Below are 23,209 nucleotides of genomic sequence, written 5' to 3' on the forward strand. Positions count from 1 at the left end.
GGGAGTATACCCGATTCGGCCGCGCCTCCACCCTTGGGAGCCCTATGCCACGCTGCTTTTGGTGCAACGAAGATCCGCTTTACATGGACTACCACGATCAAGAGTGGGGTGTGCCGTTGCGCGATGCGCAGATGCTGTTCGAGTTCCTGTTGCTCGAAGGGTTCCAGGCCGGGCTGTCGTGGATCACCATCCTGAAAAAGCGTGAGCGCTACCGCGAAGTGATGTTCGGCTTCGACGTCCAGCGCATCGCCGCGATGACCGATGCGGAAATCGAAGCCCTGATGCTGGAGCCCGGCATTGTGCGCAACCGTCTCAAGCTCAACGCCGCGCGCAAGAACGCTCTGGCCTGGTTGCGGCTCGAGGATCCGGTCACGTTTGTCTGGTCGTTTGTGGGGGGCGAGCCGAAGGTCAATCACTTCAAGGACCGCAGCGAGGTTCCTGCCATTACGCCTGAGGCCGAAGCGATGAGCAAAGCGCTGAAGAAAGCCGGCTTCACCTTTGTCGGCCCGACCATCTGTTATGCCTACATGCAGGCCACCGGCATGGTGATGGACCATACGGTTGATTGCGATCGATACGCCGAGCTGGTGGGTGATGTGGATAATCGGCTCCCATGAATGGTTACAATGGCCGCCTCATGTATTCGGGAGTGATCTGTGGATAAGTTCAAAGGCGCCTTGATGGTTGGGGCACTGCGCCTGTTTGCCCTGTTGCCGTGGCGCGCAGTGCAATGGGTCGGTACCTGCATTGGCTGGCTGATGTGGAAGTTGCCTAACCGGTCTCGCGACGTCGCGCGCATCAACCTGTCCAAGTGTTTCCCTGAACTTAGCCCTGAAGAACTCGAAGCACTGGTCGGCCGCAGTCTGATGGACATCGGCAAGACCCTGACCGAAAGCGCCTGCGCGTGGATCTGGCCGGCGCAGAAGTCGATCAATCTGGTTCGCGAAGTCGAAGGGCTTCAGGTGTTGAAAGACGCTTTGGCGTCGGGCAAGGGCGTCGTTGGTATTACCAGCCATCTCGGCAACTGGGAAGTGCTCAACCACTTCTACTGCAGCCAGTGCAAACCGATCATTTTCTACCGGCCACCCAAGCTCAAGGCCGTGGACGATCTGCTGCGCAAGCAGCGCGTACAGTTGGGGAACCGCGTCGCAGCGTCCACCAAGGAAGGCATTCTCAGCGTCATCAAGGAAGTGCGCAAAGGTGGCTCGGTCGGCATTCCGGCGGACCCGGAACCCGCTGAGTCAGCAGGCGTCTTCGTGCCCTTCTGCGGGACGATGGCGCTGACCAGCAAGTTCGTCCCGAACATGCTGGCGGGCGGCAAAGCGGTGGGCGTGTTTCTTCACGCGATGCGTCTGGAGGATGGCTCTGGTTACAAAGTCGTACTCGAAGCCGCGCCGGACGACATGTACAGCACCGATACCGCTACGTCGGCAGCTGCCATGAGCAAGGTGGTTGAGAAGTACGTGCGGGCCTATCCAAGCCAATACATGTGGACCATGAAGCGCTTCAAGAAACGCCCCGAGGGTGAGAAGCGCTGGTATTGAGCTTTTAAAAAAAGCTCAAACCCACCTGAAACAGTCGCTCGACGTCGCGGATGTACTTTTTATCCACAAGGAACATGACCACGTGATCGCCTGATTCGATCACCGTGCTGTCATGGGCGATGATCACCTGATCGGCGCGGGTGATAGCGCCAATGGTCGTGCCGGGCGGCAAGTTGATGTGCATGATGGCTTTGCCGATCACCTTGCTGGATTTGGCATCGCCATGGGCGACGATCTCGATGGCTTCCGCCGCGCCCCGACGCAACGAATGCACGCTGACGATATCGCCGCGCCGCACATGCGCCAGCAACGTACCGATGGTGGCGAGCTGAGGACTGACCGCGACATCTATCTCTCCCCCTTGCACCAGGTCGACATAGGCCGGGTTGTTGATGATCGTCATCACCTTCTTTGCACCGAGACGTTTGGCCAGCAACGACGACATGATGTTCGCCTCGTCGTCGTTGGTCAGCGCCAGAAACAGGTCGGCGTTGTCGATGTTCTCTTCCACAAGAAGGTCGCGATCCGAAGAGCTGCCTTGCAGGATCACCGTGTTGTTGAGCGTGTCTGACAGGTGACGGCATCGGGCGGGATTCATCTCGATGATCTTGACCTGATAGCGGTTCTCGATGGCCTCCGCCAGCCGCTCGCCGATCTGCCCGCCGCCGGCAATCACGATGCGCTTGTAGCTCACATCCAGACGACGCATCTCGCCCATAACGGCGCGAATATCCGCTTTGGCAGCGATGAAAAAGACCTCGTCGTCAGCCTCGATAACCGTATCGCCCTGAGGAATGATCGGACGGTCGCGACGGAAAATAGCCGCGACGCGAGTCTCGACATTCGGCATGTGCGTGCGCAGTTGACGCAGTTGCTGCCCCACCAGAGGGCCGCCGTAGTACGCCTTGACCGCCACCATCTGCACCTTGCCGCCGGCGAAGTCGATGACTTGCAGCGCGCTGGGGTATTCGATGAGCCGCTTGATGTAATGGGTGACCACTTGCTCAGGGCTGATCAGCACGTCCACGGGAATGGCGCCGTTGGCGAACAGGCCTGAGCGGGTCAGGTACGCCGACTCGCGAACCCGGGCAATCTTGGTCGGGGTCTGGAACAGCGTGTACGCGACCTGGCAGGCGACCATGTTGGTCTCGTCGCTGCTGGTCACGGCCACCAGCATGTCGGCGTCGTCGGCGCCGGCCTGACGCAGCACGGTTGGAAATGAGCCGCGACCGTGAACGGTGCGGATATCGAGGCGATCACCCAACGCTCGCAGACGATCCTGATCGGTGTCCACGACGGTGATGTCGTTGGCTTCGCTGGCCAGGTGCTCGGCCAGCGTACCGCCGACCTGCCCTGCGCCGAGAATGATGATCTTCAATCAGTCTCTCCTTGAAATGATGATTCCGTCACACCGGCTACTTGTCTTCACGCCGCCGCAATCTTGATCAGTTTGGCGTAGTAAAACCCGTCATGCCCGCCTTCCTGGGCCAGCAACTGACGGCCGTGGGGCTGTTTTAGACCGGGAGGCGGATTGCCTTGCTGACCGGCAATGTCCAGCTCCCGAGCCCCCGACGTACGCGCCAGGAATGCATCAATGACTTCGGTGTTTTCAGTCGGCAGGGTCGAGCATGTGGCGTACAGCAAGATCCCGCCGACCTGCAGCGTCGGCCACAGCGCGTCGAGCAATTCGCCCTGCAGCGCGGCGAGGGCAGGAATATCATCGGCCTGACGGGTCAGCTTGATGTCGGGGTGGCGGCGAATGACGCCAGTCGCCGAGCAAGGCGCGTCCAGCAGGATGCGCTGGAAGGGTTTGCCATCCCACCATAGATCCGTGGCGCGGGCGTCGGCGGCGATGAGTTCGGCACTCAGGCCCAGGCGATCCAGGTTCTCTTTGACCCGCACTATGCGCTTGGCCTCAAGATCCACCGCAACGACGCCTGCCAGGCCCGGTTGGACTTCCAGCAGATGGCAGGTCTTGCCACCCGGTGCGCAACAGGCATCCAGCACACGTTGACCCGGCGCCAGCTCCAACAAGTCGGCGGCCAGTTGCGCTGCCTCATCCTGAACGCTGATCCAGCCCTCGGCGAAACCCGGCAGCGAGCGAACATCGCCCGGTTCGGTAAGCACGATGCCGTCCTGGCTGAACGTGCTCGGCGTCGCTGCGATGCCTGCGTCCAGTAACAGCTGAAGGTACTGCTCGCGGGTTTTGTGCCGGCGGTTGACCCGTAAAATCATCGGCGGGTGGGCGTTGTTTGCCGCACAAATCGCTTCCCAATGCTCAGGCCAGGCGGCTTTCAACGCTTTTTGCAGCCAGCGTGGATGAGCAGTGCGCACCACCGGATCGTGTTCCAGTTCTGTCAGCAGTGCCTCACCTTCCCGTTGGGCTCGACGCAGCACGGCATTGAGCAACGCTTTTGCCCACGGTTTTTTCAGTTTGTCGGCGCAGCCCACGGTTTCGCCGATAGCGGCGTGGGCAGGAATCCGCGAATAGAACAGCTGATACAGGCCCACCAGCAATAAAGCCTGCACGTCGTTATCAGCGGTTTTGAAGGGTTTCTGCAGCAGCTTGGCCGCCAGCGCGGAGAGCCTTGGCTCCCAACGCGCGGTGCCAAATGCCAGATCCTGGGTCAGGCCGCGGTCGCGGTCTTCAACCTTGTCCAGTTGCGTGGGCAAGGAGCTGTTCAGCGATGCCTTGCCACTCAGTACGGCAGCCAGGGCCTTGGCTGCGGCCAGACGCGGGTTCATTGAGCATCCACCGCTTGGCCGAGGACAGTGCCGACGGGGAACTTCTCGCGGCGGCTGTTGAACAGGTCAGCGAAGCCCAGCGGTTTGCCGCCGGGGAGTTGCAGACGCTTCAGACGCAGCGCGCCGTCACCGCACGCGACCAGCAGGCCGTCTTTGCTTGCGTCGATGATGCTGCCGGGCGTGCCCTCCCCGTCGGCGATCTGCGCGGCCAGAACCTTCAGCGCTTCGCCGTTGAGCGTGGTGTGGCAGATCGGCCATGGGTTGAAGGCGCGTACCAGTCGCTCCAGCTCAACGGCCGGGCGGGTCCAGTCGATACGTGCTTCATCTTTGTTCAGTTTGTGCGCATAGGTGGCGAGGCTGTCGTCCTGTACTTCGCCCACAAGCGTACCGTCTGCCAGGCCGGCAATGGCATGAATCACCGCAGGCGGGCCGAGCTCAGCGAGACGATCGTGCAGCGTACCGCCGGTGTCGTCGGCCGTGATCGGGGTCGTCACCTTGAGCAGCATCGGGCCGGTGTCCAGCCCCGCTTCCATACGCATGACCGTCACGCCGCTCTCGGCATCGCCGGCCTGCACCGCGCGCTGGATCGGCGCAGCACCGCGCCAGCGTGGGAGCAACGAGGCGTGGCTGTTGATGCAGCCCAGACGCGGAATATCCAGTACGGCCTGCGGAAGGATCAGGCCATAGGCGACCACGACCACCAGGTCCGGTTGCAACGCGGCCAGCTCGGCCTGGGCTTCGGGTGCGCGCAAGGTGGGCGGCTGCATGACAGGAATAGTGTGCTGAAGGGCAAGCTGCTTGACCGGGCTCGGCATCAGCTTCTGACCACGACCGGCCGGGCGATCTGGCTGGGTGTACACCGCAATGACGTCGTGGGGACTGTCGAGCAGGGCTTTCAAATGCTCGGCGGCGAATTCCGGGGTGCCGGCGAACACGATGCGCAGTGGCTCAGTCATGGGCTTCTCTTGAGTATGACGGTAGAAACGCGCTTGCCCGCGATGGCGTGGTGTCAGCCGACAAATGCGGCAGAGGACAGGTCGCTATCGCGGGCAAACGGGCTCCTACTGTAGAAAGGAGGATGGCGGGATCAGGCGTTTTGCTTGTGGAGTTTTTCCAGCTTCTTCTTGATCCGGTCGCGCTTGAGATTGGACAGGTAATCAACGAACAGCTTGCCGTTCAGGTGATCGCATTCGTGCTGGATGCACACGGCGAGCAGGCCTTCGGCGATGAACTCGTAGGGCTGGCCTTCACGGTCCAGCGCCTTGACCTTGACCCGTTGCGGGCGATCCACGTTTTCGTAGAAACCTGGAACAGACAGGCAGCCTTCCTGGTACTGGTCCATCTCGTCGGTGAGCGGCTCGATCTCGGGGTTGATGAACACCCGCGGCTCGCTGCGATCTTCGGAGAGATCCATCACCACCACGCGCTTGTGTACGTTAACCTGCGTCGCGGCCAGACCGATGCCAGGCGCTTCGTACATGGTTTCAAACATGTCGTCGACCAACTGGCGAATGCCGTCGTCCACTTCAGCCACCGGCTTGGCGATGGTGCGCAGGCGCGAATCGGGAAATTCGAGGATGTTTAGAATGGCCATATACGTAAGGGATGCACTGTAGGGTAAAGTCAAAATCGGCTGCTAGGCTTGGGACGTCACAAGCTGCAGCCCTAGTAAAACCGGAAGTCTCGCAAGACTCAGCGTTTCACGCGAAGCCAACATGATAAAGGGATTCACCGCATGAGGAAATCACTACTCGCCCTGCTGCTGTTGGCCGCGACAGGCCTTGTCCAGGCGCAAGTACAGCTCAGGGATGGCCATCCACAGAGTTACACCGTCGTCGCCGGTGACACACTTTGGGACATTTCCGGAAAATTTCTTAACCAGCCGTGGAAGTGGCCCCAACTCTGGCGCGCCAATCCACAGGTTCACGACCCTGATCTGATCTACCCCGGCGATACGCTCAACCTGATTTACGTTGATGGTCAGCCACGCATCGTCGTCAATCGCGGTGAGTCCCGGGGCACCATCAAACTGTCCCCGCGTGTGCGCAGTACGCCGATTGCCGAGGCGATACCCACCATCCCGCTGGGCGCGATCAATGCGTTTCTGCTGAACAACCGAATCATCGACAACGCCAGCCAGTTTGAAGTCGCGCCTCATGTCGTGGCCGGCCCCGGCGAGCGGGTGCTGAGTGGTGCGGGTGATCGCATCTATGCCCGGGGCCAGTTCGAGCCGAGCCATGTGTCGTACGGCATCTATCGCAAGGGCAAGACCTACGTCGATCCGGTGAGCGGCGTGGTGCTGGGCATCAATGCCGATGACATTGGCAGCGGCCAAATCGTTGCCAGCGAAGGTGACGTAGCGACGTTGCAACTGCAGCGCTCGACCCAGGAAGTACGCCTCGGCGATCGGCTATTCGTCAGTGAAGAACGCGGAATCAATTCCACCTTTGTCCCTAGTGAGCCCCAGCAACCGATCAGCGGCACTATCATCGATGTGCCCCGGGGCGTGACCCAGATCGGCGAGTTCGACGTGGTGACCATCGACCGTGGCCGACTGGATGGCTTGGCCGAAGGCAACGTGCTGGCCATCTACAAGACCGGCGAGACGGTGCGTGACCGGGTCAACGGTGATCAGGTCAAAATTCCCGACGAGCGCTCAGGGCTGCTGATGGTCTTCCGCACGTACGAGCGACTGAGCTACGGCATGGTGCTGCACGCAACCCGATCTCTGGCGGTTCAGGACAAAGTCCGCAATCCGTAATGCTATGTATCAGCTGCAAATCACTTTTCTCCACCGGCATGCTTCACTTATCAAATTGTTGTTAACAGACTTATCCACAGCTTGATCCACTGATTAAGGTGGGTCTCGGATCAAGGAAGATGACATGCCGTTGTTCGAAAAGGCCGGTCAGTCGCCGGCTGAGCTGGAAGCCCGTTTGCGTCTGCATCGGCTGCCGGAAGTCGGTCCAAAACGTTTTCACACCCTCATCGATGCGTTCGGCAGCGCCTCTGCCGCGTTGAGTGCGCCGGCTTCGGCATGGCGATCTCTGCGGCTGCCGGCGGCCAGTGCCGAGGCCCGTCGCAGTGCCGAAGTGCGCGACGGTGCCAGTGCTGCACTGGCCTGGTTAGAGCGTCCGGGCCAGCATTTGCTGATGTGGGACGACCCTGACTACCCTGCGCTGTTGGCAGAAATCCCGGATCCACCGCCCCTGCTCTTCATCGCCGGAAACCGTGCATTGCTTGATCGTCCGCAGTTGGGAATGGTGGGCAGTCGACGCGCTTCCAAGCCTGGACTCGACACCGCTGCGGCGTTCGCGCGGAGCCTGGCCGGTGCCGGTTTTGTCATCACCAGCGGGCTGGCGCTGGGTATCGACGGCGCCGCGCATCAAGGTGCTCTGGACGTAAAAGGCGGGACAATCGGCGTTCTGGGCACCGGCATCGAAAAACTTTATCCACAGCGGCATCGTCAACTTGCAGCGCGTATGGTGGCCGAGGGCGGCGCAGTGATTTCCGAGCTGCCGCTGGACGCAGGCCCCCACGCCAGCAACTTTCCCCGGCGCAATCGAATCATCAGCGGTTTGTCCCTGGGCGTGTTGGTGGTCGAGGCCAGCGTTGCCAGCGGATCACTGATCACGGCACGGCTTGCCGCCGAGCAGGGCCGTGAGGTCTATGCCATCCCCGGCTCGATCCATCATCCGGGCGCCAGGGGTTGTCACCAGCTGATCCGTGAGGGGGCAGTGCTGGTGGAAACCATCGACCATATTCTTGAGGCGCTGCAGGGCTGGAAAAACGTCGCGCCGAGTTCGGACGTCGTTGATAAGCCGTCGACCCCGCTTCATCCGCTGCTCGCCCTCTTGCACGCAGCGCCGCAAACCGGCGAGGCGCTGGCCCACAACAGCGGTTGGCCGTTGCCAAAGGTCCTGGCGGCGCTGACCGAGCTTGAACTCGACAGCAGCGTGACCTGTGAAGCCGGGCGATGGTTTGCCCGGGCACGCTGAGGTTAAACTGCCCTCCTGCGTAATTTGGGAGAACGGACGATGGTCAGCAGTTGGCGAGTGCAGCAAGCCGCACGAGAAATTCGGGCCGGGGCGGTGATTGCCTATCCAACCGAAGCGGTGTGGGGGTTGGGTTGTGACCCCTGGGATGCAGAGGCGGTGTATCGCCTGCTGGCAATCAAGGCGCGGCCTGTTGATAAGGGCTTGATCCTCATCGCAGACAACATCCGTCAGTTCGATTTCCTCTTCGAGGACTTCCCTGAGCTGTGGATCGACCGCATGGCCAGCACCTGGCCGGGACCGAACACCTGGCTGGTGCCACATCAAGGCCTGTTGCCGGACTGGATCACCGGAACGCACGACACCGTCGCCCTCCGGGTCAGCGATCACCCGACCGTACGCGAGCTGTGCGCCTTGACCGGTCCACTGGTGTCGACCTCCGCCAACCCGACCGGCCGCCCCGCAGCCCGCTCGCGACTGCGCGTTGAGCAGTATTTCCACGAGCAACTGGACATGGTGCTGAGCGGCAGCCTTGGCGGGCGTCGCAACCCGAGTGTGATACGGGATCTGGTCACCGCTGAGGTGGTAAGGGCAGGTTAATGCCCTTCCACTGTTTCGCAGGTTGAGATCAAGGCACCAGAATGATCGACCCAACCGTTCTGCGCCCTGCCAGTTCGGTATGAGCCTTCGCGGCATCGTTGAGGGGAAACTTCTGGATGTCGTCGACCTTCACCTTGCCGCTGGCGACCATTTCAAACACCTCATCCGCCATCGCCTGCAAGGCTTCCGGGGTGTTCGCGTAGGAGCCCAACGTCGGCCGGGTGACGTACAGCGAGCCTTTCTGAGCGAGAACCCCCAGGTTCACGCCGGTTACTGCGCCTGACGCATTGCCGAAGCTGACCAGCAGGCCTCGCAATTCCAGGCAATTCAGCGACGTTTCCCACGTGTCTTTGCCCACGCCGTCATAGACCACCGGGACCTTCTTGCCGTCGGTCAATTCCAGTACACGCTGGACCACGTCTTCCTTGCTGTAATCAATCACTTCCCACGCGCCGAGCGCTTTGGCGTGCGCGGCCTTCTCTGCCGAGCTCACCGTGCCGATGAGCTTGACGCCCAAGGCGTTGGCCCACTGGCAGGCGATCGATCCCACGCCGCCGGCAGCGGCATGGAACAGGATGGTTTCTTCAGGGCGGATTTCGTAGGTCTGACGAAACAGGTATTGCACGGTCAGGCCCTTGAGCATGACGGCGGCGCCCTGCTCGAAGCTGATACCGTCAGGCAGTTTGGCGATGTTCGCGGCCGGCGTTACGTGAACGTCCCCGTAGGCACCCAATGGACCGGTGCCGTACACCACCCGGTCGCCGACTTTGACGTGGGTGACTTCGCTGCCGACCGCTTCAACCAGTCCCGCGCCTTCGTTGCCCAACCCCGACGGGAGCGAAGGCGCCGGGTACAGGCCACTGCGAAAGTAGGTCTCGATGAAGTTGACGCCAATCGCCTTGTTACGCACAAGCACGTCTTTCGGCCCTGGTGTCGGGGGTTCGAAGTCTACGTACTCGAGCACTTCGGGACCGCCATACGCCTTGAACTGGATACGTTTTGCCATTTGCTTTCTCCGTCATGGATCGGACTTGCAGAGGATGACTGTCGATGCGAAAGGGCTCTATCGGACTCCTTCGTTGGCGCTTCGTCAACTGCGGCAGCCGCCATGCCGGTGATATGCTACGGGCCGAATTTCGCCGACGGGGTTTGCTGAGCAAGGCGTGCTATCAACGCCAAGCCCGGTCGAATCCCGCTCCCGACGCACGTTTCAGTTTATGCAGGTACCGCCATGTCCTTTCGCACCGATGCCGTCAAAGCCTACTTGCTCGATCTTCAGGACCGCATTTGCGCCGCGCTGGAAACCGAAGATGGCAGCGCCCGTTTCGTCGAGGACGCCTGGGAGCGGCCTGCCGGGGGGGGCGGACGGACCCGCGTGATCGAGAATGGCCATATCCTCGAAAAGGGCGGGGTCAATTTTTCCCACGTCTTCGGCGCCGGCCTCCCCCCATCGGCCAGCGCCCATCGACCGGAGCTGGCAGGACGTGGTTTCGAAGCACTCGGCGTGTCGCTGGTGATGCACCCGCACAATCCTCATGTGCCGACTGCCCACGCCAATGTGCGTTTCTTCATCGCAGAGAAAGAAGGCGAAGAACCAGTGTGGTGGTTCGGAGGCGGCTTTGACCTGACGCCCTATTACGGCGTCGAGGAAGACTGCGTTCATTGGCACCGCGTCGCCGAGCAGGCCTGCGCGCCGTTCGGCGCCGACGTCTATCCCCGTTACAAGGCGTGGTGCGATCGCTACTTCCATATCAAGCACCGCAATGAACCGCGCGGCGTGGGCGGCCTGTTTTTCGATGACCTCAACGAGTGGGATTTCGACACCAGCTTCGCCTTCATTCGCGCCATCGGTGATGCGTTCGTCGAGGCGTATGTGCCCATCGTTCAGCGCCGTAGAGACACTCCGTACACGCCGCAGCAACGGGAGTTTCAGGAGTTCCGCCGTGGGCGTTACGTTGAATTCAATCTGGTGTACGACCGTGGCACCTTGTTCGGGCTGCAATCGGGTGGCCGGACCGAATCCATCCTCATGTCGCTGCCGCCACAAGTGCGCTGGGGCTATGACTGGAAAGCCGAGCCGGGCAGCGAGGAAGCACGCCTGACGGAGTATTTCCTGCAGGATCGCGACTGGCTGGCTGAGGCGGCACAGTGATGACTGATCAGTACGTTGTCTTCGGTAACCCCATCGCCCATAGCAAGTCGCCGCTGATCCATCGCCTGTTCGCCGAGCAAACCGGTCAGGCGCTCGATTACAAGACCTCACTGGCGCCGCTGGACGGCTTCACCGCGTTCGCCAAGGCATTCTTCCAGACCGGCCGTGGCGCCAACGTCACCGTGCCGTTCAAGGAAGAAGCGTACCGGATGGCTGATCAGCTGACCGAGCGCGGCCGTCGTGCCGGGGCGGTCAACACGCTGGCGCTGCAGGCGGATGGCAGCCTGCTGGGTGACAACACGGACGGAGCCGGTCTGGTTCGGGACCTGACGGTCAATCATGGCGTAACGCTCAAGGACAAACGCATCCTTGTGCTCGGAGCTGGCGGCGCGGTGCGTGGCGCGCTGGAACCCTTGCTGGCGGAAGATCCCTACGTGCTGGTGGTTGCCAATCGCACGGTAGCAAAGGCCGAGCGATTGGCCGAGGAGTTCGCCGACGTCGGCCCGGTGCTGCCCGCCGGCTATGACTGGCTGGAGGAACCGGTGGACATCATCATCAACGCTACGTCGGCGAGCCTGTCGGACGAAGTACCGCCCATTGCGCCCAGTCTGATTCAGCCGGGCGTGACCATTTGCTACGACATGATGTACGCCAAGGAGCCGACCGCCTTTTGCCGCTGGGCCACGGAGCACAGCGCCGGACAGGCAGTGGATGGTTTGGGGATGTTGGTCGAGCAGGCCGCCGAGGCGTTTTGCCTGTGGCGCGGCGTGCGACCGGAGTCAGCGCCGGTTCTGGCGGAACTGCGGCGGTTGATGGTGCAGAACGGATAACGCTCACGTTCCAGGCTGACACTTATTTTGTGGTGGATGCCTGGTCGTCCAGACGCCGCACTGTCACGCTGCAAGCTCGCCCCCACAGACTGGTGTTGGTCCTGTAGGAGTGAGCTTGCTCGCGATGCTTCTTGTTGGCGCTTACAACTTGGCCTTAACCGCTGGCAGCGCGTCTTTGTCGTCAACGGTTTTCACGCCGTCGAGCCATTTGTCCAGCACCGCCGGATTGGCTTTCAGCCACGCTTTCACCGCCTCGGTGTTGCTGACCTTCTTGTCCACCACGGTCTGCATGATTGAGTTTTCCATGTCCTGGGTGAACACCAGGTTGGAAAGCAGCTTGGCCACATTCGGGCAGGCGTCGGCGTAACCTTTGCGCGTCACAGTGTAAACGCTGCCAGTATCACCGAAGTATTTCTCGCCGCCTTTCAGGTAGTGCATGCCTTTGATCTGCACGTTCATCGGGTGTGGCGTCCAGCCGAGGAACACCACGAATTCCTTCTTCTTCACGTTGCGCTGCACTTCGGCCAGCATCGCCTGCTCGCTGGACTCAACCAACTTCCAGTCACCCAGCTCGAACTCGTTCTTCTTGATGATTTCCTGAATCGACGCGTTGGCCGGAGCGCCCGAGCCGATGCCGTAGATCTTCTTGTGGAACTTGTCGGCAAATTTGTTCAGGTCGGCGAAGTCGTGAACGCCCGCGTCATAGACGTAATCAGGAACCGCGAGGGTGAACTCGGTGCCTTCCAGGTTCTTCGCGTATTGCGTCACGTCACCTGTGGCGATGAATTTGTCGTAGAAGCCCTGCTGCGCCGGCATCCAGTTGCCCAGAAAGACGTCGAGCTGCCCGTCCTTCAGACCGCCATAGGCGATGGGCACCGCCAGGGTGTCGATCTTGGTTTTGTAGCCCATGCCGTCGAGCAAAAAGCCTGCGGTGGCGTTGGTCGCAGCGATATCGCTCCAGCCTGGATCGGCCATCCGCACAGTGCTGCAGCTCGCGTCGGCGGCATAGGCCACGACGCTGCTCAAGCCCAAGACCCCAACCGCCAGCGTGGTGAACAGCTTATTCATGGTGTGCCCCTTTTTGATTTTCTAGGTGTTGGCAGGGTTCAAGGTTGCGGATAACGGGCCTTGCGCTCCAGATCGTCCAGATCAATATGGTTGCGCATGTACTGCTGACTGGCGTCGACCAGCGGCTGGTGATCCCAACTCTTCAGCTTGCCGATGGCCAGCGACTCGGCGACGAAGCGCCGGCGCCGCTGACTGGCGAGCACCTGGTGGTGTATCGCCGGAATGTCCCACTTGGCCTGTGCTTCGGCCAGGAACGCAGCGAACAGGTCGCGATGAGCCTCGGATCGACTCAGCTCTTCCTGCTCCTTCGGATCGTTGCGCACGTCATACAGCAGACATGGGTCCCGTTCCGAATAAATGAATTTGTACGCGCCGCGACGAATCATCATCAGCGGACTGTTGGTGCCCTCGGCCATGTACTCGCCAAACACCTCGTCGTGACCGCCCTCACCTTCCAAGTGCGGCAACAGTGAACGGCCATCGAGCGGCAAACCGGCGTCCAGTTGACCCTCAGCCAATGCCACAAAAGTCGGCAACAGGTCAGCGGTGGACACTGCGGCCTGCACACGGCCGGCCTTGAATTGCCCCGGAGCGTACACCAGCAGCGGGACCCGCGCCGACATCTCGAACCAGTGCATTTTGTACCAGAGCCCGCGCTCACCCAACATGTCGCCATGGTCGCCCGAGAACACAATGATCGTGTCGTCAGCCAAGCCTGTTTCTTCTAGGGTTTTCAGCAGTTTGCCGACGTTGTCATCAATGTAGCTGCATGCGCCGAAATAGGCGCGGCGCGCATCGCGAATCTTTTGCTCGGGCAGAGGCTTGTCCCACAGGTCATAGACTTTCAGCAGGCGCTGAGAATGCGGGTCCAGTTCGGACTGGGCCAACGGCGCGTGGGGCATCGGGATTTCGTCGTCGTTGTACAGATTCCAGTAGGACTTGGGGATGGTGTACGGATCGTGGGGATGGGTCATCGACACCGTCAGGCAAAACGGCTGATCCCCGTCTTCGCGCACATGGTCGAACAGATACTGCTGCGCCTTGAACACCACTTCTTCGTCGAAATCGAGCTGATTGGTGCGTACGCAAGGACCGGCCTGCAGCACCGAAGACATATTGTGGTACCAGGTCGGGCGCACGTCCGGCTCGTCCCAGTTCACAGCCCAACCATAATCGGCCGGATAAATGTCGCTGGTCAGGCGCTCTTCGTAGCCGTGCAGTTGATCAGGGCCACAGAAATGCATCTTGCCGGACAGCGCCGTGCGATAGCCGAGACGACGCAGGTAGTGGGCGTAGGTCGGCACATCAGCGGGAAAATCAGCAGCGTTGTCGTAGGCGCCGATCTTGCTCGGCAACTGACCGCTGACCAAGGTGAAACGCGACGGCGCGCACAGCGGGCTGTTGCAGTAGGCGGCGTCGAACACCACGCCTTCCGCTGCAAGGCGACTCAAGTGAGGCATCTTGATGGGAGAAGAGGCGTACATCGGCAACATGGGCGCGGCCATCTGATCGGCCATGATGAAAAGAATGTTCTTGCGCTTCATGTTTTCGCGGCATCCCATAGTCATTATTTATGCGAAAGTGCTCCGACCGAGGATGGTGTCCATGCCGTCCGCGGTAAAGCCCATGTGCGGCAATGCTTAGGATAAGTGCAGCTTATGTTTGAAGCCCTTGGTGCCATGTCACTGGATTTGCTTCGCGGTTTCGAGGCCGCCGCACGGCTGCGCAGTTTTACCGCTGCCGCCATCGAGCTCGGCACTACTCAGCCGGCCATCAGTCAGCAAATCAAGCGACTGGAAGAGCAACTGGCGACCCGGCTGTTTGATCGCATCTATCGCGGCATTGAGCTGACGGACGCCGGGCAGATTCTCTTCAATCACGTACAGACCGGGCTCGAGTCGATGGACGCGGGCCTCAGCGCCATCACCGAGCAGCATCAGCACGAGGTTTTGCAGGTGGCGACCGACTTCGCCTTCGCCGCCTATTGGCTGATGCCGCGCCTGCACCGTTTCCACAAGGACAACCCCGACGTCGACGTCAGCCTGGTCACCAGCGAGCGCAGTCACAGCATGCTGCGCGCGGATATCGATGTGGCCGTGTTGTTCGGCGACGGGCGATTCAAACAGGGAGAAAGCCACTGGTTGTTCAGCGAGGAAGTGTTCCCGGTCTGCAGCCCGCGATTGCTGAAGGGGCGCGACCTGCCCTTGCCCACCAAGGCGCTGAAAGACTTCGCGCTGCTGCACTTGCGTGGCGAAGGCGGCAATAACTGGTTCGACTGGAGTGGCGTGTTTCGCGCCCTGAATATCCCGCAAGCACCCGCGCCGGGGCAGCTGCGATTCGACAACTACACGCTGCTGATTCAGGCGGCGATCGGCGGCCAGGGCGTGGCCATCGGCTGGCGACATCTGGTGGATGATTTGCTGGAGCAGGGTTTGCTATGCCGCCCGATCGAAGCGAGCGCCGTCTCCGGATACGGGTATTACATCGTCCTGCCGCAACGCAAACGGCGCGTGCAGATCGTGCAGCGGTTCGTGGACTGGTTAAGAAGTGAACAGGCGTTGAGTGGAGATCTTTTGAAGGGCAAGTCGCTGCCGTCGATTGCGGTTTAGGGCCTTCGTGACAAACATTGGCGCTGATCTGGCGGCCTATCGATGGTGCCGAAGTTGTAGCTGCGACGCACGACTTGTGGGAGCGAGCTTGCTCGCGAAGAGTCCGGTAGATCCGCTAGATATCCAGCACCGGAAATGCCGTATTCGCGAGCAAGACGGAGCGCCACCCCGGTCACTCCCACATGGACGTGCCTTAGTTCAGCACGCCATCCAGAATTTCATAAACAATCCCGCTGCCAATGGCGATCAACACAACGTCCGGGCCCAGGCGGCGCCATTCGTAGCCGTCGTATTGAGGCAGATATTGCAGCGAGCGTTGGTCCAGTCGACGACCGTAACCGCGTGGCAGCGGGTGGCCTTTGACGATGTGGACGCCAAGGGGCAGCGGCTGACCGCGACCGATGACTTCCCGGTGCTCGCTGATGGTCCGGCGCACGTCGCCGAAGTCGGCAGGAGGACGCCCGCCACGCTGGTTGTTGCCACGGTTATCCGCACGCGGTTCGTTGCGATGGTCGTTGCCGTTGCCGCGATCGCCCTGCGGACCGCCTTGCGGACCATTGGGTTGGCCGTGATCCTGATGCTGGCCCAGGCCATTGTTATCTCCGCCGCGTTGATCCGGTGGTGCAGCCTGAACCAGCGCGCTGGCGCTGAGCATCAACACGCCCAACCCGGCGATCAAACGATTCGAGACTTTCATGTAGCGCACTCCTGAGCAAATACGGGCAGCAAAAAGGGGTTCAGGACGTGGTCCTGAACCCCTTCGCTGTACGGCTTAGTGTGCTGCCAGAGACCGAGATTCCTCTGTATCAGAAACTTTACCTTCGGCTACGCGGGCTTTACGCACGCCTTGCGACAACTGCGCGCACAAACCCAGCACGCCGCTGACCGCATGTTCCGGCGAAGACGCGTTGGCGATCTGATCGATCAGTGCCGAACCGACGACGACACCGTCGGCCACGCGCGCAATGGCGGCCGCTTGTTCAGCTGTGCGAATGCCGAAGCCGACACTGATTGGCAGATCGGTATGGCGGCGCAGGCGTTGCACGGCGTCCTTAACGTGATCAATCGTTGCAGAGCCCGCGCCTGTCACGCCCGCCACCGACACGTAGTAAACGAAACCGGAGCTGCCGTTGAGCACGGTCGGTAAACGAACGTCATCAGTGGTCGGCGTGGTCAGGCGGATGAAGTCCAGACCTGCGTCCTGCGCTGGGTCGCACAACTCGGCGTTGTGCTCCGGCGGCAGGTCCACCACGATCAGCCCGTCGACACCCGACGAATGAGCTTCGGAGATGAAGCGCTCGATGCCGTAGTTGTGGATCGGGTTGTAGTAACCCATCAGCACCAGCGGCGTGACGCTGTCTTCTTCACGGAATTCGCGAACCATCTGCAGCGTCTTCGCCAGGTTTTGCTTGGCGTTAAGCGCGCGAATGTTGGCCAGCTGAATTGCCGGGCCGTCGGCCATCGGGTCAGTGAACGGCATACCCAGCTCGATTACATCGGCACCTGCCTTCGGCAATCCCTTGAGGATCGCCAGCGAGGTGTCGTAGCCCGGGTCGCCTGCCGTGATGAACGTCACCAGGGCTGCGCGGTTTTGTTCTTTCAGTTCAGCAAAACGCGTTTGCAGGCGGCTCATCAGTGTTTCTCCTGCTGGGACAGATCCAGGTGGTGCATTACGGTTTGCATGTCCTTGTCGCCACGACCGGACAGGTTGACCACCATCAGGTGATCCTTCGGCAGGTTTGGAGCGCGTTTGAACACTTCAGCCAGGGCGTGGGCGGTTTCCAGCGCCGGGATGATGCCTTCGAGGCGGCAGCATTGGTGGAACGCAGCCAGTGCTTCATCGTCGGTGACCGAGGTGTATTCGACGCGACCGATGTCATGCAACCAAGCGTGCTCAGGGCCAATGCCTGGGTAGTCGAGGCCGGCTGAAATCGAGTGGGCGTCGATGATCTGACCGTCGTTGTCCTGCAACAGGAAGGTGCGGTTGCCGTGCAGTACGCCCGGAACGCCGCCGTTCAGGCTGGCGGCGTGCTTGCCGGTCTCGATGCCGTGGCCGGCCGCTTCGACACCGATGATGCGCACACTCGTGTCATCCAGAAACGGATGAAACAGCCCCATTGCGTTCGAGCCACCGCCGATGCACGCCACCAGACTGTCCGGCAGACGGCCTTCGTGCTCTTGCATCTGAACGCGGGTTTCCTTGCCGATCACGGACTGGAAGTCACGAACCATTGCAGGGTAAGGGTGCGGACCTGCGACGGTGCCGATCAGGTAGAAGGTGCTGTCGACGTTGGTAACCCAGTCGCGCAGTGCCTCGTTCATGGCGTCTTTCAGCGTGCCGGTGCCAGCGACCACCGGAATGATCGTGGCGCCCAGCAGCTTCATGCGGAACACGTTGGCTTGCTGACGCTCGATGTCAGTGGTGCCCATGTAAATGACGCATTCCAGGCCAAAGCGTGCCGCCACGGTAGCGGTGGCAACGCCGTGCATGCCGGCGCCGGTCTCGGCGATGATGCGTTTTTTGCCCATGCGCCGTGCCAGCAGGATCTGGCCGATGCAGTTATTGATCTTGTGCGCGCCGGTATGGTTGAGCTCTTCGCGCTTCAGGTAAATCTTCGCGCCGCCACAGTGTTCGGTCAGGCGCTCGGCGAAGTACAGCGGGTTTGGACGACCCACGTAATCGCGCTGGAAGTACTCCAGATCTTTCAGGAACGAAGAATCATTCTTCGCGATTTCGTACTCGCGGTTCAGATCAAGGATCAGCGGCATCAAGGTTTCAGCGACATAACGGCCGCCGAAGGCACCGAACATGCCACGGTCGTCCGGGCCTTGGCGGTATGCAGTTTGGGTCTGGGTCATGTGGACCTCCGGAGATACGAATAGAGTTAGCCGTCAGGCAATGATCACACTCTAACCAGCGCCAGCGACGATGAAAACCGATAAGATCGGGGCAACCTGTCAGGAAAACTCACACATCCCATGAGCCGAGACCTTCCGCCCCTCAACGCATTGCGTGCTTTTGAAGCCACCGCCCGTCTGAACAGTGTCAGCCAGGCGGCTGAGCAACTGCACGTGACCCATGGTGCCGTGAGTCGCCAGCTGAAAGTGCTGGAGGAACACTTGGGTGTGAGCCTGTTCAGCAAAGATGGACGTGGCCTGAAACTCACAGATGCAGGCATTCGGTTGCGGGATGCGAGTGCCGAAGCATTTGATCGTCTGCGCGGTGTCTGTGCTGAGCTTAGCCAGGGCAGCGCCAATGCACCGTTCGTATTGGGCTGCTCTGGAAGCCTATTGGCACGCTGGTTCATTCCAAGGCTGGGGCGCCTGAATGCTGACCTCCCCGACCTGCGCCTGCACCTCTCCGCAGGAGAAGGCGACCTTGACCCGCGACGTCCCGGGCTGGATGCGCTGCTGATTTTCGCCGAACCGCCATGGCCCACAGACATGCAGGTCTTCGAGCTTGCCAGCGAGCGCATCGGGCCGGTGATGAGTCCACGATTCGCGCGGTTCGACGAGCTGCGACACGCCCCGGTCCATGCGTTGTTGGGCGAGCCACTGCTGCAGACCACATCGCGGCTGCAAGCCTGGCCGGCATGGGCGACGCAAAACGGCATCGAGCCCAACGCGCTGAGCTACGGACAGGATTTCGAGCATTTGTATTATTTACTGGAGGCGGCTGTTGCAGGGCTTGGCGTGGCGATCGCGCCGGCGCCGTTGGTGGCTGACGACTTGAAAGCCGGACGCCTGGCCGCGCCATGGGGTTTCAGTGAAACCCCGGCGCAGCTGGCGTTATGGGTACCAAAGCGCGCCGCGGATGGGCGCGCTCAGCACCTGGCTCGATGGCTCAAGCAGGAACTCGAGCGATCGGGGCAGGCTTGATCAGCCGCGCTTGCACAGCAGGTAAGCTGCCAGCAGGCCGATTGCGCCAACGGCGACGCCTGCGGTAGTCCAAGGGTGCTCTTGGGCGTAGTCACGGGTCGCAACGCTGGTTTCGCGAGTTTTGACTTTGACGTCTTCGTAGACATCGCTCAACAGGCTGCGCGAATGGCCCAGCGCGCTTTCAGCGTTGGCTTTCAGGTTTTTCAGAGTCTTGCGCGACTCGTCGGAAGCGTCGGACTTCAAGCCTTCCAGCGACTTGAGCAGACTCTCGATCTCGGCTTCCATGCTTTGCAACGACGCTTTACGGGATGACGTGAATGCCATGATTTGACTCTCCTGCTGTGATGAGTGGCGTGTGTTGTTTCCGACTACAGGGTTTCGAGAAAGTGCAGTGCGTAATGCGAAGTGCCGTTTCTTCTGAACTTTTAGGCCGCATTTCGGCACAGAGATAGTGAACACAATCACTGCGGCGCTGCCACCGCGCAACACCTTTCAGGAGAACTGCCATGTCTGATCATCACACCTACAAAATGCTGGAGCTGGTTGGGTCATCGACCGTGAGCACCGACGACGCGATCCAGAACGCTATTGCCCAGGCTGCCAAGTCCGTGAAGCTCATGGAATGGTTCGAAGTGCTGGAAACCCGCGGCCACATCGAAGACGGCAAAGTCGGTCACTTCCAGGTGACCATCAAGGTTGGCTTCCGCATCGACAACAGCTGAGTCGCTGAACTTTTGGAGTGGCCGAGTGCCACAACCTTCGCTATACATACCGCGCAGTCGTGACTTTTTCCAAGGTTCATGACGCTGGTTCATGTAGTCAGGCCGCCCCGATTGGAGCGGCCTTGTTGATCCGAAAATGCGCCTGACGAGGGGATGTACCGATGAAAAAAGTTCTGTTGGCCATAGGCTTGTTGAGCATTGCGGGCACTACGATGGCCGCTGGTAAATCGTGCGATGACGTGAAAGCCGACATCGACGCGAAGATCAAAGCCAAGGGCGTCGCCTCCTACACGCTGGAAGCTGTAGAAAAAGGCAGCTCGGCGGACGGTAAGGTTGTTGGCACCTGCGAAGGCGGCAACAAAGAAATCGTTTACAAGCGCGGCTGATCTCGGCCCGCTGATACAAAAAAACCGGCGCACATGGCGTCGGTTTTTTTTGTTTATGGCAGGACAGATTTCAGCGAAAGGCCGTGACTCAGCCCCTCGCCGCTTGCGCCAAGATCTCGTAAGAGCGCAGGCGATCGGCATGTTCGTACATGTCACAGGTGAAGATCAGCTCATCTGCGTCGGTCTGCTCAAGCAGCACATCCAGCTTCGCACGAATCTTCTCCGGACCGCCGACGACCGCCAGCCCCAAGAAATCCATCACCGCATCACGTTCATGGGGCAGCCACAAACCATTCATGCTCTCGACGGGCGGCTTCTGCATCAGACTCTGCCCACGCATCAGACTCAGGATGCGTTGGTATACCGACGTCACCAGGTATTCAGCTCGCTCGTCGGTCTCTGCGGCGGCCAACGGGACGCCGAGCATCACGTAGGGCTTGTCGAGGACGTCCGAAGGTTTGAAGTGACTGCGGTAGACCCGAATCGCTTCGTGCATGAAGCGTGGCGCGAAGTGCGACGCGAATGCATAGGGCAGCCCCCGCTCACCGGCCAGTTGAGCACTGAACAGGCTCGAACCCAGCAACCAGATCGGCACATTGGTATTGGTGCCGGGCACAGCGAGAACGCGCTGATGGGGCTGACGCGGCCCGAGGTAGTTGACCAGTTCAGTCACGTCATCCGGGAAATCATCGGCACTGCCTGAGCGCTCGCGCCGCAGGGCGCGGGCGGTCATCTGATCGGAACCCGGCGCGCGGCCAAGACCGAGGTCGATCCGCCCCGGAAACAAGCTTTCCAGCGTGCCGAACTGCTCGGCGATTACCAGCGGCGCGTGGTTGGGCAGCATGATCCCGCCCGACCCAACCCGAATGGTCGACGTGCCGCCGGCCAGATAGGCCAGCAGAACAGAGGTTGCCGAACTGGCGATGCCGTCCATGTTGTGGTGCTCGGCCACCCAGAAACGGTTGTAGCCCCATTTCTCGACGTGTTGCGCCAGGTCCAGCGCATTACGCAGCGATTCCGCCGGGCCTTTGTCTTCGCGGACGGGCACCAGATCGAGCGTCGAAATCTTCACATCAGCTAATCGTTTCATAGGCCGTTGTTGATCCTCTTGAGGCTTGAATCGGCGCATCCGTAGGGGACATCACGCGAGCAAACCGGCATTAAGACTAAATATTTGCGTTAAGCCATAGGATAAGGGCGGATTTCAGAGTTGCAATGGGTAAGGCGAAATTTCCTACTAATTTGGTCGGATTTAACGTTGCGCCCGTCCGCAAAAAAGCACATGGGGCATAAGCGTTGAACTAAGTCCCGCCTACACTCCTCAGAACTTTAGAACTTTGGTCCGCGTGCGAGCGAAATCGCACTTTTCATGAGGAGACACCATGAGCATCGTCAAGAAAGCATCCGCCCACTGGGAAGGTGACCTGAAGTCGGGTATCGGCAGAATCTCTACTGAAACCGGCGTCCTGCGCGAAGCGCCGTACGGCTTCAAGGCCCGTTTCGAAGGCGGCAAGGGCACCAACCCTGAAGAACTGATCGGCGCGGCGCATGCCGGCTGCTTCTCGATGGCACTGTCGATGATTCTCGGCAATGCGAATCTGAAAGCCGACAGCATCGACACCACCGCTGACGTCACCCTGGATCAAGTTGATGGCGGCTTCGCGATTACTGCCGTGCACCTGACATTGAAGGCTAAAATTCCGGGCGCAACCCAGGAGCAGTTCGAGAAACTGACCAATGATGCGAAGGAAGGCTGCCCGGTTTCGAAAGTGCTGAACGCCAAGATCACGCTGGATGCCACGCTGGTGAGATGATTCGCGTTACTGTTGCACTCGATGGCCCGCAATTGCGGGCCATCTTCGTTATGGACGCGCCAGAACCGGCGTGCGCCCCCACGGTCACATGTTAGGCCGATGCGTATCGCACGGTGCCGAAGGAGTCGAACATGAAACGTATCGCCGCAATCCTGATTCTTGGTGCTCTGACCACCAGTGCCTTCGCTGCGCCCAAGCCGTGTGAAGAGCTTAAAGCTGAAATCGAAACGAAGATCCAGGCTCAGAGCGTCAGCTCATATACGTTGGAGATCGTGGCTAATAAAGATGTCACCGACCAGAGCATGGTCGTCGGTACTTGCGAAAACGACACGAAAAAAATCATCTACCAGAATAACGGTCGCTAGTCCGGGCGTGAGCTGAAGTATTTCGTAGGCTGTGTGTAAGCCATCTCGTGTGCGTGGCGAGGCCGAGATAACGCGTCACGGAATACAGAAAATGTCCCCCTCCTCCGCGAGCACGTTGCGTTGCTCGTCCCGCAACTGTGCGTCGATGCTGTTGGTGATATTGCGCACGTCGAGACGATAGCGGTGGCCGGCTTCGAAGCGGTCGTAGTTGATCGTTACGTAGCAGGTTCGCTCGTTGTAGATGTCCATCGACAGGCCCATGGCGCCGGGCGCGTAGTCATAGTCGTAACGCACTTCGAGCTTGTGTCTGCCGGGACTTACCTGAAAGAAGCGTCCGTCGTAGGTGCGCACGCCGTCCAGCTTGTCCGCCATCAGGGTTTTGCCGGTGAAGGTATGCAGATCGACCCACGCCTGCTGGGGATCAACCGCAGGCAGCGGCCCCGCGCATCCGGCCAGAAGACTCAGGGCAACGAGGGACAGAGGCAAGCGCATGATGAACT

The 23,209-nt window shown here is 60.4% G+C and carries 26 protein-coding genes; 13 read left to right on the top strand and 13 right to left on the bottom strand.

The window, feature by feature from the left end:
- Nucleotides 1-44: 44 nt before the first annotated feature.
- Both QMX88_RS01015 and QMX88_RS01020 read left to right on the top strand, forming a co-directional pair.
- A complete protein-coding gene (locus QMX88_RS01015) occupies nt 45-617 on the top strand; it encodes a DNA-3-methyladenine glycosylase I (RefSeq protein WP_282365451.1) in 573 nt (190 codons plus the stop codon).
- Nucleotides 618-656: 39 nt separating this feature from the next.
- Nucleotides 657-1,544 (top strand): lysophospholipid acyltransferase, encoded by an 888-nt coding sequence (locus QMX88_RS01020; RefSeq protein WP_282365452.1) that lies wholly within the window; start codon nt 657-659, stop codon nt 1,542-1,544.
- Between the two features lie 4 nt (nt 1,545-1,548).
- Here QMX88_RS01020 and trkA read toward each other — a convergent pair whose 3' ends face one another.
- From trkA to def, 4 genes are all read right to left on the bottom strand, one after another.
- On the bottom strand, nt 1,549-2,922 hold the full coding sequence (trkA, locus tag QMX88_RS01025; RefSeq protein WP_172610176.1) for a Trk system potassium transporter TrkA: 1,374 nt from the start codon (nt 2,920-2,922) through the stop codon (nt 1,549-1,551).
- 47 nt (nt 2,923-2,969) lie between these two features.
- On the bottom strand, nt 2,970-4,289 hold the full coding sequence (gene rsmB / locus QMX88_RS01030) for a 16S rRNA (cytosine(967)-C(5))-methyltransferase RsmB (protein WP_282365453.1): 1,320 nt from the start codon (nt 4,287-4,289) through the stop codon (nt 2,970-2,972).
- Nucleotides 4,286-5,245 (bottom strand): methionyl-tRNA formyltransferase, encoded by a 960-nt coding sequence (gene fmt / locus QMX88_RS01035; RefSeq protein ID WP_282365454.1) that lies wholly within the window; start codon nt 5,243-5,245, stop codon nt 4,286-4,288. Before fmt ends, rsmB begins: the two co-directional genes overlap by 4 nt.
- 131 nt (nt 5,246-5,376) lie before the next feature.
- Nucleotides 5,377-5,883 (bottom strand): peptide deformylase, encoded by a 507-nt coding sequence (def, locus tag QMX88_RS01040; RefSeq protein WP_172610173.1) that lies wholly within the window; start codon nt 5,881-5,883, stop codon nt 5,377-5,379.
- Nucleotides 5,884-6,024: 141 nt separating this feature from the next.
- Between def and QMX88_RS01045 the strand changes: the two genes are divergently transcribed.
- The 3 genes from QMX88_RS01045 to QMX88_RS01055 all read left to right on the top strand — a co-directional run bounded on the left by QMX88_RS01045 (nt 6,025) and on the right by QMX88_RS01055 (nt 8,884).
- Nucleotides 6,025-7,050 carry a LysM peptidoglycan-binding domain-containing protein gene (locus tag QMX88_RS01045; protein WP_282365455.1) on the top strand — a complete coding sequence of 342 codons (1,026 nt, stop codon included), beginning with the start codon at nt 6,025-6,027 and terminating at the stop codon, nt 7,048-7,050.
- A gap of 124 nt (nt 7,051-7,174) precedes the next feature.
- Entirely contained in the window at nt 7,175-8,287 is a 1,113-nt protein-coding gene (gene dprA, locus QMX88_RS01050) for a DNA-processing protein DprA (protein WP_282365456.1), read from the top strand.
- A 39-nt stretch (nt 8,288-8,326) separates the two neighbouring features.
- On the top strand, nt 8,327-8,884 hold the full coding sequence (locus tag QMX88_RS01055) for an L-threonylcarbamoyladenylate synthase (protein WP_282365457.1): 558 nt from the start codon (nt 8,327-8,329) through the stop codon (nt 8,882-8,884).
- A 28-nt stretch (nt 8,885-8,912) separates the two neighbouring features.
- On the opposite strand, the gene QMX88_RS01060 is transcribed toward QMX88_RS01055, so the two are convergent.
- Nucleotides 8,913-9,890, bottom strand: a complete 978-nt coding sequence (locus tag QMX88_RS01060) for an NADPH:quinone reductase (protein WP_282365458.1) — start codon at nt 9,888-9,890, stop codon at nt 8,913-8,915.
- A gap of 225 nt (nt 9,891-10,115) precedes the next feature.
- On the opposite strand from QMX88_RS01060, the gene hemF reads away from it, so the two are divergent.
- Nucleotides 10,116-11,036 carry an oxygen-dependent coproporphyrinogen oxidase gene (gene hemF / locus QMX88_RS01065; RefSeq protein WP_192174409.1) on the top strand — a complete coding sequence of 307 codons (921 nt, stop codon included), beginning with the start codon at nt 10,116-10,118 and terminating at the stop codon, nt 11,034-11,036.
- A complete protein-coding gene (gene aroE, locus QMX88_RS01070) occupies nt 11,036-11,866 on the top strand; it encodes a shikimate dehydrogenase (RefSeq protein WP_282365459.1) in 831 nt (276 codons plus the stop codon). Before hemF ends, aroE begins: the two co-directional genes overlap by 1 nt.
- A gap of 141 nt (nt 11,867-12,007) precedes the next feature.
- Here the strand turns inward: aroE and choX are convergent, their stop codons facing one another.
- Together choX and betC are read right to left on the bottom strand one after the other, a co-directional pair.
- Nucleotides 12,008-12,934: a choline ABC transporter substrate-binding protein gene (gene choX, locus QMX88_RS01075; RefSeq protein ID WP_192174411.1), complete on the bottom strand. Its 927-nt coding sequence runs from the start codon at nt 12,932-12,934 to the stop codon at nt 12,008-12,010.
- Nucleotides 12,935-12,972: 38 nt separating this feature from the next.
- Nucleotides 12,973-14,478, bottom strand: a complete 1,506-nt coding sequence (betC, locus tag QMX88_RS01080; protein WP_282365460.1) for a choline-sulfatase — start codon at nt 14,476-14,478, stop codon at nt 12,973-12,975.
- Between the two features lie 114 nt (nt 14,479-14,592).
- On the opposite strand from betC, the gene QMX88_RS01085 reads away from it, so the two are divergent.
- The gene (locus QMX88_RS01085; protein ID WP_282365461.1) at nt 14,593-15,543 is read left to right on the top strand and encodes a choline sulfate utilization transcriptional regulator; all 951 of its coding nucleotides are present in this window, start codon (nt 14,593-14,595) and stop codon (nt 15,541-15,543) included.
- Nucleotides 15,544-15,736: 193 nt separating this feature from the next.
- Here the strand turns inward: QMX88_RS01085 and QMX88_RS01090 are convergent, their stop codons facing one another.
- The 3 genes from QMX88_RS01090 to trpB form a co-directional block, all read right to left on the bottom strand.
- Entirely contained in the window at nt 15,737-16,240 is a 504-nt protein-coding gene (locus QMX88_RS01090) for an anti-virulence regulator CigR family protein (protein WP_282365462.1), read from the bottom strand.
- A gap of 75 nt (nt 16,241-16,315) precedes the next feature.
- Complete coding sequence (gene trpA / locus QMX88_RS01095) at nt 16,316-17,176, bottom strand: tryptophan synthase subunit alpha (protein WP_282365463.1); 861 nt, start codon at nt 17,174-17,176, stop codon at nt 16,316-16,318.
- A complete protein-coding gene (gene trpB / locus QMX88_RS01100; RefSeq protein WP_282365464.1) occupies nt 17,176-18,402 on the bottom strand; it encodes a tryptophan synthase subunit beta in 1,227 nt (408 codons plus the stop codon). Before trpB ends, trpA begins: the two co-directional genes overlap by 1 nt.
- A 120-nt stretch (nt 18,403-18,522) precedes the next feature.
- Here trpB and QMX88_RS01105 point away from each other — a divergent pair, with 120 nt between their 5' ends.
- The gene (locus QMX88_RS01105; RefSeq protein ID WP_282365465.1) at nt 18,523-19,422 is read left to right on the top strand and encodes a LysR family transcriptional regulator; all 900 of its coding nucleotides are present in this window, start codon (nt 18,523-18,525) and stop codon (nt 19,420-19,422) included.
- Here the strand turns inward: QMX88_RS01105 and QMX88_RS01110 are convergent, their stop codons facing one another.
- Nucleotides 19,423-19,746, bottom strand: coding sequence for a DUF883 family protein (locus QMX88_RS01110; RefSeq protein WP_282365466.1), 324 nt, complete (start codon nt 19,744-19,746; stop codon nt 19,423-19,425).
- Nucleotides 19,747-19,928: 182 nt separating this feature from the next.
- On the opposite strand from QMX88_RS01110, the gene QMX88_RS01115 reads away from it, so the two are divergent.
- Together QMX88_RS01115 and QMX88_RS01120 are read left to right on the top strand one after the other, a co-directional pair.
- A complete protein-coding gene (locus QMX88_RS01115) occupies nt 19,929-20,144 on the top strand; it encodes a dodecin (RefSeq protein WP_065987998.1) in 216 nt (71 codons plus the stop codon).
- Between the two features lie 161 nt (nt 20,145-20,305).
- A complete protein-coding gene (locus tag QMX88_RS01120) occupies nt 20,306-20,530 on the top strand; it encodes a DUF1161 domain-containing protein (protein WP_192174418.1) in 225 nt (74 codons plus the stop codon).
- Between the two features lie 88 nt (nt 20,531-20,618).
- Here the strand turns inward: QMX88_RS01120 and QMX88_RS01125 are convergent, their stop codons facing one another.
- Nucleotides 20,619-21,620: an LLM class flavin-dependent oxidoreductase gene (locus QMX88_RS01125; protein ID WP_192174419.1), complete on the bottom strand. Its 1,002-nt coding sequence runs from the start codon at nt 21,618-21,620 to the stop codon at nt 20,619-20,621.
- Between the two features lie 292 nt (nt 21,621-21,912).
- On the opposite strand from QMX88_RS01125, the gene QMX88_RS01130 reads away from it, so the two are divergent.
- Together QMX88_RS01130 and QMX88_RS01135 are read left to right on the top strand one after the other, a co-directional pair.
- The gene (locus tag QMX88_RS01130; protein WP_282365467.1) at nt 21,913-22,344 is read left to right on the top strand and encodes an OsmC family protein; all 432 of its coding nucleotides are present in this window, start codon (nt 21,913-21,915) and stop codon (nt 22,342-22,344) included.
- Nucleotides 22,345-22,475: 131 nt separating this feature from the next.
- A complete protein-coding gene (locus QMX88_RS01135) occupies nt 22,476-22,709 on the top strand; it encodes a DUF1161 domain-containing protein (RefSeq protein ID WP_192174420.1) in 234 nt (77 codons plus the stop codon).
- A gap of 75 nt (nt 22,710-22,784) precedes the next feature.
- On the opposite strand, the gene QMX88_RS01140 is transcribed toward QMX88_RS01135, so the two are convergent.
- Complete coding sequence (locus tag QMX88_RS01140) at nt 22,785-23,201, bottom strand: PA0061/PA0062 family lipoprotein (RefSeq protein WP_282365468.1); 417 nt, start codon at nt 23,199-23,201, stop codon at nt 22,785-22,787.
- Nucleotides 23,202-23,209: the final 8 nt, after the last annotated feature.

The organism is Pseudomonas sp. PS02290 (assembly GCF_029960075.1).
Classification (GTDB): Bacteria; Pseudomonadota; Gammaproteobacteria; order Pseudomonadales; family Pseudomonadaceae; genus Aquipseudomonas.